13 protein-coding genes are annotated in these 13,649 nt (G+C 70.5%); 9 read left to right on the top strand and 4 right to left on the bottom strand.

The features are described 5' to 3' along the window. The first annotated feature begins 8 nt into the window (after positions 1-8). The 4 genes from OM076_RS00235 to OM076_RS00220 are packed head-to-tail and all read left to right on the top strand — an operon-like array spanning position 9 to position 4,623. A complete protein-coding gene (locus OM076_RS00235; RefSeq protein ID WP_270037265.1) occupies positions 9-1,556 on the top strand; it encodes a sugar ABC transporter ATP-binding protein in 1,548 nt (515 codons plus the stop codon). A 7-nt stretch (positions 1,557-1,563) separates the two neighbouring features. Further along, positions 1,564-2,292, top strand: coding sequence for a hypothetical protein (locus OM076_RS00230; protein WP_270037264.1), 729 nt, complete (start codon positions 1,564-1,566; stop codon positions 2,290-2,292). After that, positions 2,282-3,040, top strand: a complete 759-nt coding sequence (locus tag OM076_RS00225) for an SDR family NAD(P)-dependent oxidoreductase (RefSeq protein ID WP_270037263.1) — start codon at positions 2,282-2,284, stop codon at positions 3,038-3,040. The genes OM076_RS00230 and OM076_RS00225 overlap by 11 nt, the downstream gene beginning before the upstream one ends. A gap of 35 nt (positions 3,041-3,075) precedes the next feature. Then, complete coding sequence (locus tag OM076_RS00220) at positions 3,076-4,623, top strand: aldehyde dehydrogenase (RefSeq protein ID WP_270037262.1); 1,548 nt, start codon at positions 3,076-3,078, stop codon at positions 4,621-4,623. Between the two features lie 30 nt (positions 4,624-4,653). Here the strand turns inward: OM076_RS00220 and OM076_RS00215 are convergent, their stop codons facing one another. From OM076_RS00215 to OM076_RS00205, 3 genes are read right to left on the bottom strand one after another with little or no spacing between them, the layout of a single operon-like run. Continuing rightward, complete coding sequence (locus OM076_RS00215; RefSeq protein ID WP_270037261.1) at positions 4,654-5,391, bottom strand: SDR family NAD(P)-dependent oxidoreductase; 738 nt, start codon at positions 5,389-5,391, stop codon at positions 4,654-4,656. A 2-nt stretch (positions 5,392-5,393) separates the two neighbouring features. Beyond that, positions 5,394-6,236 (bottom strand): mycofactocin-coupled SDR family oxidoreductase, encoded by an 843-nt coding sequence (locus tag OM076_RS00210; RefSeq protein WP_270037260.1) that lies wholly within the window; start codon positions 6,234-6,236, stop codon positions 5,394-5,396. 24 nt (positions 6,237-6,260) lie between these two features. Next, positions 6,261-7,598 (bottom strand): FAD-dependent oxidoreductase, encoded by a 1,338-nt coding sequence (locus OM076_RS00205; RefSeq protein ID WP_270037259.1) that lies wholly within the window; start codon positions 7,596-7,598, stop codon positions 6,261-6,263. A gap of 118 nt (positions 7,599-7,716) precedes the next feature. Here OM076_RS00205 and OM076_RS00200 point away from each other — a divergent pair, with 118 nt between their 5' ends. From OM076_RS00200 to OM076_RS00190, 3 genes are read left to right on the top strand one after another with little or no spacing between them, the layout of a single operon-like run. After that, positions 7,717-8,844, top strand: a complete 1,128-nt coding sequence (locus OM076_RS00200; RefSeq protein WP_270037258.1) for an acyl-CoA dehydrogenase family protein — start codon at positions 7,717-7,719, stop codon at positions 8,842-8,844. A gap of 3 nt (positions 8,845-8,847) precedes the next feature. Further along, positions 8,848-9,765: an acyl-CoA dehydrogenase family protein gene (locus OM076_RS00195; protein WP_270037257.1), complete on the top strand. Its 918-nt coding sequence runs from the start codon at positions 8,848-8,850 to the stop codon at positions 9,763-9,765. Further along, complete coding sequence (locus OM076_RS00190) at positions 9,762-10,829, top strand: phosphotransferase family protein (RefSeq protein WP_270037256.1); 1,068 nt, start codon at positions 9,762-9,764, stop codon at positions 10,827-10,829. Before OM076_RS00195 ends, OM076_RS00190 begins: the two co-directional genes overlap by 4 nt. 55 nt (positions 10,830-10,884) lie before the next feature. Here the strand turns inward: OM076_RS00190 and OM076_RS00185 are convergent, their stop codons facing one another. Then, positions 10,885-11,685 carry an enoyl-CoA hydratase/isomerase family protein gene (locus OM076_RS00185; protein WP_270037255.1) on the bottom strand — a complete coding sequence of 267 codons (801 nt, stop codon included), beginning with the start codon at positions 11,683-11,685 and terminating at the stop codon, positions 10,885-10,887. A 130-nt stretch (positions 11,686-11,815) separates the two neighbouring features. Between OM076_RS00185 and OM076_RS00180 the strand changes: the two genes are divergently transcribed. Continuing rightward, complete coding sequence (locus OM076_RS00180; protein ID WP_270037254.1) at positions 11,816-12,802, top strand: MBL fold metallo-hydrolase; 987 nt, start codon at positions 11,816-11,818, stop codon at positions 12,800-12,802. Between the two features lie 3 nt (positions 12,803-12,805). Then, positions 12,806-13,621, top strand: coding sequence for an SDR family NAD(P)-dependent oxidoreductase (locus OM076_RS00175; RefSeq protein WP_270037253.1), 816 nt, complete (start codon positions 12,806-12,808; stop codon positions 13,619-13,621). Positions 13,622-13,649: the final 28 nt, after the last annotated feature.

Raw genomic sequence — 13,649 nt, 5'->3', positions numbered from 1 at the left:
AGAACACGATGACCGCGGTCCTCGAAGTCGACACGGTGTCGAAGACGTTCACGCGCACACAGGCGCTGGCGGGCGTCAGCATGACCATCCAACCCGGCGAGGTTCATGCGCTCCTGGGTCAGAACGGGTCGGGCAAGTCGACCCTGATCAAGATCCTGTCCGGATACCACGCGCCCGATCCGGGCGGCGCCATCCGGATCGAGGGGAACGAGCTGCCGTTCCAGGCACCCGTGCAGTCCTACAGGCTCGGTTGCCGGTTCGTGCAGCAGGACCTCGGGCTCGTCCCGACCCTGTCGGTCCAGGACAACATGTCGCTCGGCTCGGGCTTCCCCACAGCGTGGGGAACGATCCGGGACCGGGCGAGCCGCGAGCAGGCCAAAGCGGACCTGGCGAAGCTGAACCTCGACATCGACCCGAAGGCGATGATCTCCAGCCTCGCCGCTTCGGAGCGGACCGGTGTCGCCATCGCGCGTGCGCTCCGCGAAGACCCCGACTACCCGCACTGCCTGCTCGTCCTCGACGAGCCGACCGCGACGTTGCCGGTCGACGAAGTCGACAACCTGCTGGATCGCGTCGCCGCGATTGCGGCCCTCGGTGTCGGGGTGCTGTACGTGACCCACCACCTCGGCGAGGTCTTCCGGGTCGCCCAGAAGGTTTCGGTGTTCCGCGACGGCAAGGTGGTCGGCGCGGGCCCGGTCTCCGACTTCGACCACGCCTCGATCGTCGGGCTGCTCGCCGGCGAGGAGCTGCTGGCCGAGGAGAGCGAGACCCGGCGTCAGAAGGCCAAGCGCGCGGCGGCACGCAAGCACGAGACCGTGTTCGAGATCTCCGATCTCCACGCCGGCGCGGCGTCCGGTATTTCGATCGCGGCGGAGCGCGGCGAGATCGTCGGGATCGCGGGGCTGGCCGGCTCGGGCCGCGACACCGTGCTCGGCGCGGCCTTCGGCTCGCTGCCACGCGCCGCCGGCGAGGTCAAGGTGGCGGGCAAGCCGCTGCCGTCCTCGCGTCCCGATGTCGCCATCGGGCAAGGCGTGGCGTACGTCGCGCCGGACCGCAAGACCGGCGGGGGCGTCATGACCATGAGCGCGCGTGAGAACCTCACGCTGCCCGACCTCAAGCCGTTCTGGAAGGGCGGGATCGTGCGGCGCAAGGCCGAGAAGGCGCGGACCAAGGAGTGGTTCGAGCGGTTGTCGGTGCGCCCCGCGAACGCCACGGAGGAGCCGCTCAGCATCTTCAGCGGCGGCAACCAGCAGAAGATCCTGTTCGGCAAGTGGCTGTCCCAGAAGCCGTCCGTCTTCCTGCTGGACGAGCCGACCCAGGGGGTCGACGTCGGCGCCAAGAGCGACCTCCATCGTGAGCTCGTCAACGCCGCCCAGGAGGGCGCGGCGGTGCTGATCAGCTCGAGCGATCTGGAAGAGCTGGCGGACCTCTGCGATCGCGTGCTCGTGATCGTCGACGGGAAGATCAGCAGCGTGCTCGAGGGCGCCCAGCTGACCCAGAGCGCGATCACGCGCAGCTTCATGCCGCTGGCGGCCGAGCCCGTCGGCGGGAGCTGACACCGGCATGGGCAAGCACTTCAGCCGGTTCGACCCGACCCCTTCCAAGCGTCCGGAGGAGTGCGAGCGCCACTACACGCAGGTCCACGTGCACATGGCCCAGGAACTGCTGCGCCCGATGCCGTCGCTGCTCAGCTACCACACCAATCGCGCGGTCGCGCAGGCGGACGTCAACGGTGGCTTCAAGCAGCGGCCGCGGGCGTGGCGCTTCGCGGTGCTGCGCTTCGCGCCGGGCGAGACGCTGGCCTTCAGCCCCGAGCAGAACGAGATGGTCGCCCAGGATCACGTCAACTGCCTGTACCGGCTCCGTTCCTGCGAGGCCGAGGAGACCGTGCTGTTGGACCGCGTCGGCGGCCAGACGGCGCTGGCGAAGTTCATGCTCGAGGCCGACCGGCCGGCGTCGGTCGATCCCGAGCAGGCCTGGAGCTCCTTCACCGAGCTCGCGGACCGGGTGCTCGCGGCGATGGACGGCGCGTTCGGCGCTCGCGCGTTGTTCGTGAACCGCGTACTCAACGAGGTCGAGTGCGAGCCGCTCGACGTGGAGGGCCAGCGGCCGGTCGGTCTCCTCCCGGAGACCACGCGCGTGGGCTACATCGAGGCGTACTTCGACCATCGGCGCTGGGGCGAGGAAGCGTTGGGCGTGCTCGCGCGCGACGGCGAGTTGGGGCGTGTGCCCGACCTCGTGGACGTGCACCTCATGCGGGTCGAGGAGGAGGCAGCGCTCGATGCCCGCTGAGATGGATGGCCGGGTCGTGATCATCACCGGCGCGAGCTCCGGCCTCGGCGCGCAACTCGCCCGCGCGATCGGCGCCGCCGGCGGGATCCCGGTCCTCGCAGCGCGCCGCGCCGAGCGCCTCGACGCGCTGACGCAGGAGATCCCCAACGCGGATCCCGTCGTCTGCGACGTCACCGACGAGGCCGACCGCGAGCGGCTGATCGACGGCGTGATCGAGCGCCACGGAAGGCTCGACGGGCTCATCAACAACGCGGGCTCGGGCGCCACCGCCCCCGCGCTGCGCACGCTGACCGGGACGTTCGCGAACGTGCTCGATCTCAACCTGATCGCCCCGTTCGCGCTTTCCTGTCTCGCGGCGGAGCGGATGCGGAACGCCAACGGGGCCGGGGGCTCGATCGTCAACATCGCATCGGTCATGGGGCTGCGCTCGATCGGGGAGATCCCAGACGCCGCCTACGTCGCGTCCAAGGCGGGCATCATCGGGCTGACCCGGGAGCTCGCCTCGCAATGGGGTCGCTACAAGATTCGCGTCAACGCGGTTGCGCCCGGATTCTTCGCCTCGGAGATGACGGCGGAGCTCGGCGAGGACCCCGAGCAGTTCCCGAAGTTCCTGCTGTCGCGTACGCCACTGGGCCGCGGCGGCCGCACCGGCGAGCTCGACGACGCGGTGCTCTTCCTGCTCGGTCCCGGCAGCGGCTTCGTCACCGGGACCGTGCTGAGCGTCGACGGCGGAATGGCCGCCGCGTGAGATCGTCTACCACGTACATACGGAGGAGAGAGACCATGCTGTCCCGCGAATATCCAAGCCTCTACATCGACGGCGGCTGGCAAGCGCCGGACTCGACGGAGCGCTTCGATGTCATCTCGCCCGCGACCGGCGAGAAGATCGGCTTCGTTCCAGCGGCCAACGACGCCGACATCGATCGCGCGGTCGAGGCCGCTCGTAAGGCGTTCTACGAGACGGACTGGCCGACACGGCCGGTCGCCGAGCGCGCGGAGCTGATGGAGCGGCTGGCGGCGCTGATCGGCGAGCATGCGCCCGAGTTCTCCGACTTGACCGTGGACGAGCTCGGCCACAACAAGATCACCGCCGACGTCTACCACTCGGTCGCGCCGACGCTGCACTGGAACTACTACGCGAAGGTCGGCCGCGAGCACACGTTCGCCGAGGTGCGCGAGGCGGACCTCACCTCGATGGCCGGCGCCGCCGGCGGGTTGATCATGAAGTACGAGAGCAAGAGCCTGCTCGTGCGCGAACCGGTCGGCGTGGTGGCGGCGCTCACCGCCTTCAACTTCCCGCTGCCGGGCATCGCGCAGAAGATCGCGCCGGCGATCGTGGCCGGCTGCACCGCCGTGGTCAAGGCCCCGGACCCGGACCCGCTGACGCTCTTCGCGATGGCCGACCTGGTCACCGAGGCCGGGTTCCCGCCCGGCGTGATCAACATCGTCGCGGCCACCCGCGAGGCGTCTGAGCACCTGGTCGCCCACCCGGACGTCGACATGGTCACGTTCACGGGCTCCACCGAGGTCGGCAAGAAGATCGGCGAGGTCTGCGGCGCGCAGGTCAAGCGCTGCGTGCTCGAGCTCGGCGGCAAGTCGGCGGCGATCATCCTCGAAGACGCCGACCTCGACACCGCCGTCCCGATGGTCGTCGCGCTCGGCGCCGGAACCACGCAGGGCGAGAACTGCACCTGCATGAGCCGGATCCTGGCGCCGCGGGCGCAATACGACGAGATCGTGGCCCGGGCCATCGAGGTGTTCAAGACCTACAAGGTCGGCGACCCGCACGCCGCCGACACGGTCGTCGGCCCGCTCGTCACCGAAGCGCACCGCAACCGTGTCCTGGGCTACATCAAGACCGCGGTCGGCGAGGGCGCCACGGTGGCGTTCGGCGGCGGCATCCCCTCGGATCTCGAGCACGGCTGGTACGTGGAGCCGACGCTGCTGACGAACGTCAGCAACGACTCGACGATCGCCCAGGAGGAGATCTTCGGGCCCGTCATCGTCGTGATCCCCTACGACGACGAGGCCGACGCCGTCCGGCTCGCGAACGACAGCAAGTTCGGCCTCTCGGGCTCGGTCTTCACGAGCGACCCCGTCAAGGGCTTCGAGATCGCGCGCCGCATCCGCACCGGCACGTTCCGCGTGAACACCATGTCGGCGGACTTCAACTCGTCCTTCGGCGGTTACAAAGAGTCCGGGATCGGCCGCGAGCACGGCCCGTACGCGATCGACGAGTACCTGCTGGACAAGACGATCTCGATCGAGCCCGGCGAAGAGGTCCCGGACGAGGTCCTCCACGCGCTCCAGGTCGTCACGGCGAACGTCTGAGGCAGCCCGCGCCGCCGGCCCCTCGCGGGGTCAGCGGCGCGACCGCTCGGCGCGCACGAGATCGGCCAGGCCCTTCATCCCGCCGTGCGCCGACTGCCCGCCGTCCACGGCGATCTCCGCGCCGCTGATCCAGCTCGACGCATCGGAGATCAGGAAGACGACGAGCGGCGCGACGTCCTCAGCCACGCCCGCACGTCCCAGCGGGATCTCCTCGAGCAAGCGGTCGATGAACGCCTGCGGCGTCGCGGTCATCGGCGCGGCCATCGCGCCGGGGAAGATCGTGTTGACGCGGATGCCGAGCGGCCCGAGTTCCGTGCAGGCGCTGCGCGAGACACCGCGCAGGCCCCATTTGGAAGCCGTATAGGCGGTCGCGAAGTGGCCCGTGAGGGCCGCGAGCGAGGCGACGTTGACGATCGAGCCGCCGTCGCGCATCAGCGGCGCCAGCGCCTGGATGCCCAGCAACGGGCCGCTCAGGTTGATGCTGAGCACGCGATCGAGATCCTCGGGCGTGACATCCCACAACGAGGCCCGATGCGTGATCCCCGCGTTGTTGACGAGCCCGTGCACGATGTCCAGATCCGCGGCCAGCGCGGCCCAGCCATCCGGGTCCGAGACGTCGAGCCGCCGGTAGGCCACCCCGTCGAGCGGCTCGACGGGATCGCGCACATCGACGGCGATCACCGATGCGCCCGCATCCCGCAGGGCACGGGCCTCAGCCGCGCCCTGACCTTGACTCGCCCCTGTCACGACGACAACGCGGCCGGTCATCGCTATCCCTTCTTGACGACGTTGCCGGCGTCGATCGGCAGCGCGACGCCGGTGACGTAGCGCGCCTGGTCCGACGCCAGCCACGCGACGGCGTCGGACACGTCCGACGGCTCGATCCACGGCACGTCGGGCAGGATGTTGAGCCCCGCGAACGGAGCGCGCACGTCGGCGGGCCCGGGGTTCTCGAGGTGCGGCGCGAACAACTGGAACGTGCCCTCGTTGATGACGAGCGGCGTGTTGACGGTCGTCGGGCAGATCGCGTTGACGCGGATGCCGTGCAGCCCCGCCTCCTGCGCGAGCACCTTCATCAGGCCGATCACGCCGTGCTTGGCCGCGGTGTAGTGCGCGGTGTTGGCGTAGCCGATCAGGCCGGCGGTCGAGCTCGTGAGGATCACCGAGCCGCCTTCGCCGCGCGCCACCATCGACGGCAGCGCGGCGCGCGCGGCGTTGAAGACGCCCGTGAGGTTGATGTCGATCATGTCCTTCCACTGCTCGGCCGTCATCTCCCAGGCGACCGCCCAGGAGCCGATGCCGGCGTTGGCGCAGACGACGTCGATCCGGCCGAGCTCGGACAAGCCCTGCTGCGCCACGGCGATGACCTGATCGAGATCGCGCACGTCGGCCACGCCTTTGACCGCACGGCGGCCGAGCGCCTCGACGCCCGCGATCGTCTCGTCGAGATCCTCAGGCGTCGACAGCCGGTAGCCGATCGTGCCGACCGCCTCGTCGCAGACGTCGAGCGCGATGATGTCCGCGCCCTCCGCGGCGAGCCTGAGCGCGTGCGAGCGGCCCTGGCCGCGGCCCGCGCCCGTGATGAACGCGACCTTGCCGTCCAGTGTTCCCATCGGTCTCTCCTCGTGGGGATCGCTCTAGAGAGCGAGTCGAGCCTGCGTAGCGGTGGCGGCGGCCTGCAGGCCGAACACCAGCGCGGCCGCGAGGCCGCCGGCGTAGGCGCGGTGGAACACGCCGCCGGCATCCGCACCGGCGGCCAGCAGCCCGCGGATCGGCTCTCCGTCGGCGCCGAGCACACGCGCGCGCTCGTCGATCCGCAGGCCGGTGAAGGTGAAGGTGATCGCGGGGATGACCTCGATCACGTAGTACGGGGGAGTCACGAGCGGCGCGGGGTCGAGCCGGCGTCCGGGCTCGAGCTCGCCCGCCTCGCACTGGCGGTTGTACTCGAGCAACGCGGCGCTGGCGGCTTCGCCGTCGTAGCCCCATTCCTCGGGCAGGTAGGCGAGCTCCTCGATGTCCTCGGCGATCGCCGCCCGCGCCCCGCGCTTGTACGCGAGCTGAAACTTGTCGAGCGGCTCGACACCTTCGACGTAGGGCGCGAGCATCCACTGCTCGTGCACGCGCTGGTCGGTGATCAGCAATGCCCGCGCGCCGGCCTGATCGAGCACGTGCAGCGTGCTCAGGTGATCGCCGATCGTCTCGTCGCAGAAGCGCTGACCGCTGCGGTTCAGCAGCACACCGTGCTCGGAGTGGTAGAAGGTCAGGTCGGTGAACTCGTACGGGTTCGTGTAGGCGACCCCGGACGGGATCAGGTGGCCGTAGAAGCCGGCGTTGGGTTCGCCTGTGGCCGCACCCGCGGCCTGGGCGAGGCGCATCCCGTCGCCCGTGCTCTTGAGGTTCGCGCGCAGTGGGATGTCCCTCGCCGCGGGCGCGATGTACTCGGCGCGCAGGTCGGGATCGCCGCCGAAGCCGCCGGTGGCGAGCAGCGTGCTGCGCGCGTGAACGGTGCGCGTGCCGGCGGGCGTCTCGACCTCGGCGCCGACGACGGAACCGTCCTCCGTGAGCAGCCGGAGCGCGTGGCTGCGCACCAGCACCTCGCCGCGCTCGCGCACGAGGCGGTCGCAGGCCATCAGGAAGTTCGCCATGTCGGTCGCGCACCCGCGCCCGTAGCCGAGCACCGTGACCGGGTCGGCGACGTGCACACCGAGCGAGCGGACGAACGCGAGCGCGTCGTCATAGCCCTCGACGATCCGGCGTCCAAGCGCCGGGTCGCCGTCCGGATTGACCTCGCGCATGACCTCGGCGGTCGGCGCGGTCCAGATGAATCCGGCGTACACGGCCGAGCCGCCGATCGCCTCGCCCTTCTCGACGAGCACGACGCTGGCGCCCTCTGAGGCCGCTTTGGCCGCGGCACTGAGCCCGGCCATCCCCGCACCGAGCACGAGGAGATCGATCACCTCGCCGCTTGAAGTCATGTCTCAGCTCCTCCTACAGCCTCGTGTTCACAGATTGAAGTCAATTCAAACTATCGCACCTCGTCAAAGGATGCAAGAAGCGCCACTTCGCCGCCCTCTACTGATACGATCTCAGTTCATGCAACTTCGAGCTACCGATCAGGAGCGGGCGCTCCAGGACGAGGTTCGCAGCTTCCTGGCCCAGGCCCCGCAGGTCGGCGCGGCGCTCCCCCGCGCTCTTGACGACCGGATGACCGTGCTGCGCGAGTGGCAAGCCGCCTGTTACACGGCCGGCTTCGTGGGCCGTGCATGGCCCGGCGAGTTCGGCGGCGGTGGACGGCCGCCCGTCGAACAGATCGTCGTCGACCAGGAGCTCGCCGCCGCGGGGGCTCCGGAGTTCGTCAACGTGGTCGGGCTCGACGTGCTCGGCCCGTCCCTGCTGCGCTTCGGCAACGACGAGCAGCGCCGGCGGTACATCCCCTCGATCCTCTCCGCCGAGGAGATCTGGTGCCAGGGCTTCAGCGAGCCCGAGGCCGGCTCGGACCTCGCGTCGCTGCGCACCCGCGCGACCGAGCAGGACGACCACTTCGTGCTCAGCGGCTCCAAGACGTGGGTCTCGTGGGGCCAGTACGCGCGCTGGTGCGGCGTGCTCGCGCGCACGGAGACGGACGGCCCCAAGCACAAGGGCATCTCGATGCTGATCGTCGACATGCGGTCCGCCGGCGTCGACGTGCGCCCGATGACGCAGATCACCGGGCACGCCGAGTTCTGCGAGCTTTTCCTGGACGACGTGATCGTCCCCAAGGAGAACCTCCTCAGCCGGCGCGGCGACGGCTGGAAGATCGCCATGCACACGCTCGGCCACGAACGCGGGACGGCCGCCCTCCCGCGCCAGGTCAAGCTGCGCACCTGGCTCGACCGCGCCGTCCAGGACGCGGCCGCGAAGGGGCGCCTCGACGACCCGCTCGTGCAGGTCCAGCTCGCGCAGGCACTGATCGGCGTCGAGGTCCTGCGCCACCACGCGTACCGGACCGTCGGCGAGTTCCTCAACGGGGGCGCCGTCGGCCCGGACAGCTCGAGCGTGAAGCTCCTGATGGCCGAGGCCGAGCAACGCCTGGCCGCGAGCGCGTTCGAGATCCTCGGCCCGGAGGACGAGTTCTGGACCGAGACGTACCTGTACTCGCGCGCCGCGAGCGTCTACGGCGGCACGCAGCAGATTCAGCGCAACATCATCGCCGACCGCATCCTCGCGCTGCCCCAGGAGTAGGCCATGGACCTCGAACTGACCGACGAGCAGACGATGCTCGGCGAGGCGCTGACGACGCTCCTGGAGCGTGAATGGCTGCCCGCGGAGACGGCGCACACCGCGACGCCGCAGCAGCGCGCGCGGCTGTGGTCGGCCTTGGAGGAGTTCTTCGATGCGGAGCTCGGTGCCGTCGAGCTGTGTCTCGCCGCCCGCTTGCTCGGGGCGCATCTGGCCGCCACGCCGTTCGTGGGCAGCGCGGCGCTGCGCTACATCGGCGTGCCCCATCAGGAGCGGGTGGCGATCGCGCTGCCCGCGACGCCCGTCGAGCACGCCGCCGAGGTCGATCGCTTCGCGGTCGTGGGCGAGGGTACGGTCGCGCTCGTCGCCGCGGCGGACGCCACGATCGAGCCGGCGGCGTCGCTCGACATCGGCACGCCGTTGTTCACCGTGACCGCCGACGGTGGCGAGCTCCATGAGGTCGAAGTCGCGCGGCTCACCGCGATCGGCGCCCTGCTCGCCGCCGCGGAGTCCGTGGGCGCGGCCGAGCGCATGCTCTCCGACGCGCGCGACTACGCCGCCGAGCGCCGGCAGTTCGGCCGCACGATCGGTTCCTACCAGGCGCTGCGCCACCTCCTGGCCGACATGTACGTGCGCAGCGCGAGTGCCTGGTCGACGGTGCTCTACGCCGCCGCCGCGCTCGACGACGAGCTGCCCGACGCCCAGCGGACCGCGGCGATCACGAAGGCCTACGTGGCGCGCGCCGCGCGCGAGGTGGCGCACGGTGCGCTGCAGGTCTTCGGCGGCATCGCCTTCACCGAGGAGCATCAGGCGCACCGCTTCCTGCGGCGGATCATCGTCCGCGAGCAGCAGTTCGGGGACGCCGCGCACCACGAGCGCGAGCTCGGCCGCGCACTCGCGGTCTCCGCGATGGAGCGCGCATGACCGAGACCGGCTTCAACGACCCGACCGCGCAACGCCTGGAGCGCATCAACACCGGCGCCGACCCGGATGTCGTCGGCCCGCTGCTGGCCGACGTGCTGCACGACCCGCGCTGGCTGGACTGCGACGTCGCGCTGATCTCCGGCGGCAAATCGAACCTGACCTATCGCGTCGCCTGCGATGCCGGTGAGCTCATCCTGCGCCGGCCACCGCTCGGGCACATCCTGCCCACCGCGCACGACATGGGCCGTGAGTACCGCGTGCTCACCGCCCTTGACGGCACCGCCGTCCCCGTGCCGCGCACCCTCTACCTGGGCGACGAGCTCGGCGCGCCGTTTTACGTGATGGAGCGCGTGCTCGGGCACATCTGCCGCAACGTGCTGCCCGACGGCTACGCCGAGGCGCCGGAGGAGCGACGCGCGATCGGCGAAGCGCTCGTCGACGTGCTCGCCGCGCTGCATACCGTCGACCCGGCCGCGGTCGGGCTGGCCGAGTTCGGCCGCCCGGCGGGCTACATGGCGCGCCAGCTGCGGCGCTGGTCGCAGCAGTCGGAGGCGTCGCGGGTCGAGGACGTTCCCGCGCTGGACGCGCTGCGCGACGAGCTGGTCCGCACACTGCCACCGGAGCGCGTCCACGCGATCGTGCATGGTGACTTCCGGCTTGACAACACCGTCCTGCACGCCACGCGGCCCGGCCGCATCGTGGCCGTCCTGGACTGGGAGATGAGCACACTCGGCGATCCGCTGACCGATCTCGGGGCGCTGCTCGCGTTCTGGAGCGAGGCGGGCGACAACGGCGTGCTGGCCGCGGCGCGGATCGTCGCGCCGGTCACCGCGGCCGAGGGCTTCCCGTCGCGCGCCGAGGTAATCGAGCGCTACGCGCGGGCGACCGGCTTCGACGTCTCTGACGCCGCCTGGTATCAGGCCTTCGCGTTCTTCAAGCTCGCCGTCGTCTGCCAGGGCATCGCCGCCCGCGCGGCCGGCGGCGCGATGGTCGGCTCGGGCTTCGACGACGCCCAGCGCCTCGTCGCTCCGCTCGTCGACGCCGGCCGGCATCTCCTCCCTTGAAACGCCGAAACGGCCGGCGCAAGCGCGCCGGCCGTTTCGTGAAGCGCTGGTCTGGTTACGCGTGCTTCCAGACCGGCTCGCGCTTCTCGAGGAAGGCCTGCACGCCCTCCTTGGCGTCCTGCGACTGGTGCGCGACATTGCAGGTCATGCTTTCGAGCGCCAGCAGCGTCTCGGTGTCGCCGTCGAGGCCGCGGTTGGCGGCGAGCTTGGTGATGCGCATCGTGAACGCGCTCTTGTCGATCAGCGGGGCGAGGAAGTCGGCCAGCGCCTGGTCGAGCTCCGCGGCCGGGGCGGAGACGTTGGCCAGGCCCCACTCCTCGCACTCCTTGCCGGAGAGCAGCTTGCCGGTGAGCAGCAGCTCCTTCGTCTTGCGCAGGCCGATGTAGCGCGGCAGGCGATAGATCGGGCCGGCGCCGCCGAACAGCGCCCGGCGGATGTGAAAGTCACCGATGCGGGCGTTGTCCTCGACGACGGCGAAGTCGCAGGAGATGAACAGCTCGAAGCCGCCGGCCACCGCGAAGCCCTCGACCACGGCGATCGTCGGCTTGGACAGGTTGAACGCGCGGTCGAACGTGCGGGCCGAGATCTGGGCGATCTTGACCGACTGGTTGGTGGTGCCGAGGAATTCGGAGTCGAGCATGTTCAGATCGGCGCCGGCGCAGAACGTGTTGCCGCGTCCGCGGATCACCACCGCGCGCACGTCGTCGTCGTTCTCAGCACGCTCCAGCAGCGCGCCGAGCCCCATCAACAGGTCCCAGTTGACGCAGTTCTTGACCTCCGGCCGGTTGAACCAGATCGTCGCGACCGGTCCATTGACCTCGTACTGGATGACCTCGGTCGCCGCTTCCACGGACATGTGCTCACTCCCCAACTCGGATACCAAACTGACTTCAAATCATACATAGTCGTCCGAGGATGACAAGGCCCGGCCAACAGAGAGTGGACGGAGGGCCTGCCGCTTGTCATACTTGAACTCGAATCAGCCTATGCACGACCCCGTTCGCATCCCGCTCCCGCTGCCGCACATCGGCTCGGTCAATGCCTGGCTGCTGCCGGGCGACCCGCTCACGCTGATCGACACGGGCCCCTGCGACGACGCGGCGCTGACCGCGCTCGAGGCCGGCCTGCGCCGCGCGGGCGTGCGACTCGAGGACCTCGAACTGGTGCTGGTGACGCACCACCACCTGGACCACAGCGGGCTCGCGGCCACGATCGCCGCGCGCTCGGGCGCGCGCATCGCCGCCTACGAGCGCGCGGCCGCCTATGGCGCGCACGCCGAGGAGCGCGGCGAGGCCGACCGGCGCTTCTCGCTCGCGCTGATGCGCCATCACGGTGTGCCGGAGACGGTCCTCGCCGACACCGAGGCGTTCTGGGAGTTCCTACGCCTCCAGTCGGATCCCTACACCGCCGAGGTCGTGCTGGCGGACGCCGAGCACATCCGAGCGGGCGGCCGCGACCTGCGCGTCGTCGCCCGCCCCGGGCACAGCACCACCGACGCGCTGTTCGTGGACGATCGCGAGCGGGTCGCGTTCGTCGGCGACCACCTGCTCGCCAAGATCTCCTCCAACACCGAGATCTACCCCGCGCTGGAGCCCACCGGCTCACGCCCACGCGCGCGCGTCGAATACCTGGAGAGCCTGCGGCAGACGGCAGCGATGCCGCTCCGCCGCCTGCACACCGGGCACGGCGACGACATCACCGACCACGTCGCGCTCGTCGCGCAGCGGCTCGCCGACCACGAGCGCCGCTGCGAACGGATCGTCGCCGTCCTCGGGGCCGGCGAGACCACCGCGTACGGGATCGCCGCCGACCTGTGGCCCGAGAAGACCATCCTCGAGCAACCCCTGTTGGTCGTCTGGGAGGTGCTCGGGCACCTCGATCTGCTGCTGGACGCGGGACGCGTCCACGAGCAGGTGACCGAAGACGGCAGCACGTACGGCGTCGCATCCTTCGCGCTCGCCGGCACTCACTAGGAGGTGGACACTCTGCACGAGCCAGCCGAGACTCTGATCCGGGACCGTTTCGACCTTTCCGACCGCGTCGCCGTCGTCACCGGTGGGACCCGCGGGCTCGGGTTGGCGATCGCCCGCGGCTTCGCGCAGGCCGGCGCCGAGGTCGTCGTCGTCAGCCGCAAGGCCGACGCCTGCGACGAGGTCGCCGCCGCGCTGCGCGCCGACGGCGGCCGCGCGAGCGCCCACGCCTGCCACATCGGACACTGGGAGGAGCTCGATGGGTTGGTCGCGGACGTCTATCGCGACTTCGGCCGCGTCGACGTGCTCGTGAACAACGCCGGTGTCTCGCCGGTCTACGAGCGCCTGACCGACGTCACCGAGGAGCTCTTCGACAAGGTCGTCGCCGTCAATCTGAAGGGGCCGTTCCGGCTCGCCGCACTGATCGGCGAGCGGATGGTCGAGGCCGGCGGCGGGTCGATCATCAACGTCTCCAGCACCGGCGCCGTGCGGCCGACGCGCGACATCGTCCCCTACGCCGCGGCCAAGGCCGGCGTGAACGCGATGACCGTCGGGCTCGCGCACGCGTTCGGGCCGGCCGTGCGCGTCAACGCGATCATGCCCGGGCCGTTCCTGACGACCATCGCGCGCGGGTGGGACATGGACGTGTTCGCGGAGCGCGCCCGCACGTTCCCGGCCCGGCGGGCGGGCGATGCCGAGGAGATCGTCGGCGCCGCGCTCTATCTCGCGAGCGACGCGTCGAGCTACACCACCGGCACCGTGCTCACCGTCGACGGCGGTGCCCAGTGGAGCATGGCCGGCACGGGCGACGCGGCAACCTGACTTGAAGTCAGGTCAACTAACCAGTACG

The sequence above is a fragment of the Solirubrobacter ginsenosidimutans genome (genome assembly GCF_027587205.1).
The sequence above is the reverse complement of the archived record's forward strand: the minus strand, read 5'-3'. Positions and strand labels throughout refer to the sequence as shown.